The organism is Phormidesmis priestleyi ULC007, assembly GCF_003003695.1.
In the GTDB taxonomy this organism is placed as follows: domain Bacteria; phylum Cyanobacteriota; class Cyanobacteriia; order Leptolyngbyales; family Leptolyngbyaceae; genus Phormidesmis_A; species Phormidesmis_A priestleyi_A.
Genome location: NZ_PVWG01000115.1, coordinates 1 through 1338, shown reverse-complemented (window position 1 = coordinate 1338; position 1338 = coordinate 1). Strand labels below are relative to the sequence as shown.

Annotated in this window: 1 protein-coding gene; it reads left to right on the top strand. The window is 51.5% G+C overall.

Annotated elements, in window-relative coordinates; genetic code table 11:
* Positions 1 to 101: 101 nt before the first annotated feature.
* Positions 102 to 1338: IS66 family transposase (gene tnpC / locus C7B65_RS26910; protein WP_106254247.1), on the top strand; the 1237-nt coding region annotated here is incomplete at its 3' end.

Here is a 1338-nt window from a genome sequence, read left to right as displayed (position 1 = left end):
AGCTGGTAACTACTCAGCTTAAAAGAGTGTAAGAATTTGCGGAAACCCGTAAAAGTAACAGTCAGGTTCAAATCATTCTCAGTTCTGACGAGGCAAGCCCCTTGAATGATCCGACTGCGCCAAAACTAACTATCAGTCGAGATGAAATCAGCGCAATCTATCGGCAGGGTGAAGATGCCGTGATTGCGTTAGTCGAGGCGTTAGTCGAGCAGTTTACGACTCAGATCGTGACGCTAGAGCAGCGAGTCGAAAGCCTAGAGAATCAACTGGCAAAAAATAGTCGCAATAGTAGTAAGCCGCCATCTGGGGATGGATTTAAGCCGAAACCGAAAAGCCAACGGGGCAAAAGTGGGCGCTCCAGGGGTGGACAAAAAGGACATCCCGGACAAACGTTGGAGTGGTCAACTGAGGTAGACGAAGTGATTTTCCACTCAGTTGAAACCTGTGAAGCCTGTGGGAGTTCGCTCAGTGAAGTCGCCGTTGAAGCCTGGGATGTGCGCCAAGTCCAAGACCTCCCCCCGATTGGGTTGAGCGTGACGGAACACCGAGCAGAAGTGAAGTGTTGTCCCGGATGTCAAAGCCGCAACCGAGGAGCATTTCCAGTCGGGGTGAATAGCGTGGTGCAATATGGAGCCAGCTTAAAAAGTTTGATGGGGTACTTGCTGGATTACCAGTTGTTGCCATCAGCCCGTGTCGAAGAACTATTTGCCGATGTGTTTGGCTGTGCGTTGTCAGAAGCCACGCTTTACACGAGTCGAGAACGATGTTTTGACGAGTTAGAGCCGGTAGAAGATTGGATTTTTGAGCAAGTGGCGAGCGCCGACGTGATCCATTGCGACGAAACCGGAATGCGAGTTAAGGGACGATTGTGGTGGCTGCATGTTGCCAGTACCGATGGCTTTACCTTCTACTTTGTTCATACCAAGCGCGGCAAAGCGGCACTGGAGGCGATGGCCTTGTTGCCGACCTATGAGGGCATCAGTGTGCATGATGGCTGGAAAAGCTATGCTCAGTATGACTGTGACCATGCCTGGTGCAATGCTCATCACCTGCGCGAACTCGAATTTATTTGCGAACGCTACCAGCAGGTTTGGGCAGAAGAGATGAGCACCTTGTTGCGTGACCTCAAACAGCAAGTAGACGATGCCAAAGACCAAGGTGAAACAACCCTCAACCCAGACCTCGTGCAATGGTTTGAAGAGCGCTATCAGAGGCTCGTAACAGCAGGACTCGCAGCCAATCCATCGCCCCTATCATCGCCTGATGGTGCAAAATCGCGCGGACGACCGAAGCAATCGCCCGCCAAAAACTTACTCGACCGTCTACAACAGCACCAAT